The following is a 1804-nucleotide window of genomic DNA, read 5'->3' as shown; positions in this document are numbered from 1 at the left end:
TGACGGTTCGCCGCCGCAATCTCAGGCTAACGGGGTCGTCACCGTCACCGATCTGGCACTGAACAGCGGGACGGTCAGCATTACCGGCGCGGGCAACTGGGAGAATGAATCTCCGGTGACGCCACCGAACGTGTCGCTCCTTGAGCAGGATCGGGGCGGTATTCTGCTGGAGCTGATTAATGCCGTAAATGTGACCGGCAATGCCAACGATTTGGATCTGATGGTTGATGGCACGGCCATTACCTCTGGTACGCAAGGGGTGGAATCTGCCATCCAGCAGGGCGGTAGCACGGTGGCGAATGCCATCCATAATTATGGCCTGACCAGCAGTAACAGCAATGGCGGCAGCGGCCTGTATGTGAATTACACCCTGACGGCGCTGGAGTTGTTAGTCGATGGCGCTAATGCGTTGTTGCTGGCGACCGAAAGCGGTTTGACGGCAAACAGAATACTGAATGCGGAGTTATTTGGTGTCGGCGGTTTGGTGGTGGATGCCCAAAATGGTGCCTTAACCTTGGCTAACGGCAATAACAGTTACGAGGGAACGACCACCGTCAATTTCGGTGAGTTGATCCTCGGGGCGAATGGCGCTTTCGGCCAGACGTCATTACTGGATATCGCCAGTGGGGCCAGTGCCAATATTAATGGCTACAACCAGACCGTGGGAGCGGTGACCAATACCGGTACGGTAACGTTGGGCAGCGGTGGAGTATTAACCAGCGGCCTGCTGACCAATTCCGGGGCCATTGATTTAACCGGGGGCGCGCTCAACTTGAGCGCTGGCGGGACGTCTACCGTGGCCGGCGGCTTAACCGGTGCCGGAACCCTGAATATTAACGGCGGTAATTTGGCGGTCAGTGCCGCCAACAGTGGCTTGAGTGGGCAGACCCATATTGCCGATGTGGCCTCTGCGACACTGACAGGGACGGGGACTTTGGGTACCAGCGCCGTCGAGGTCTTGGGTACGCTGAACCTGAACGGTGCCAATGCGGCCATGACCAACGTACTCAGTGGCGGCGGGGTGATTAATACCAACGCGGCGGTCACGCTGAGTGGGAATAACAGCTTTAGCGGCGCACATCAGATCGGTGCTAATGGCGCACTGACCGTGGGTCAGGCCAATAATCTGGGGGCCAGCAGCGCTACAGTTAATCTGGGTACCCTCACTTCTCATCTGGTCTTGAATGGCGTCAGCGAGAGCATTGCCAACGTTCTGAGTGGCGTGGTGGGTTCAACAGTCGATATTATCGGCGGAGCAGATACCGCACTGACGGCCAATAACAGCAACTTCCTCGGCCAGTATGCCTTGGCGGGTAGCAGCAAACTGACGGTTTCGTCAACGAACAATCTGGGGGCGTCATCCAGCGTGGCGCTGGCAGGGGCGGGCGATACCCTGTCGCTGAGCGGTTTTAACGGCACCTTTGGCAACAGCGTCACCGGCAACGGTGTACTGCAAGTGACCGATGATGCAGAGGTCACCCTGACCGGCAGTAACGTGAGCAATACGGTGAAGGTCGATATCGCTGATGCGACATTGAACCTGGACAACATTGCACTGTTCGACCATGTACTGACCGGGAACGGCACACTGAATGTGGTGAAGAACCTTGCCAGCACCGCGTTTGATTTTGGTTCGACGGTGGGCGGGGCGTTTAGTGGGATCGTCAATCTGACAAATACCACTTTTGCTTTAAGTGCGGATAACGCGGCGGCACTGGCTAATGCCACATTAAAACTGTCAGATGACAGTGTGACCACCGTAGGCACTACTGACCGCACCCTGCACGGGCTGGATTTAAATGGC

At 56.7% G+C, this 1804-nt stretch carries 1 pseudogene; it reads left to right on the top strand.

From position 1 onward, the window contains the following. A pseudogene (locus AC971_RS22370) lies at nucleotides 1–1804 on the top strand (autotransporter outer membrane beta-barrel domain-containing protein); the annotation flags it as partial.

It is taken from the genome of Yersinia similis, assembly GCF_001053095.1.
GTDB lineage: Bacteria > Pseudomonadota > Gammaproteobacteria > Enterobacterales > Enterobacteriaceae > Yersinia > Yersinia similis.
Note: the sequence above shows the minus strand (reverse complement) of the source record. Positions and strands in the feature narration are given on the sequence as shown.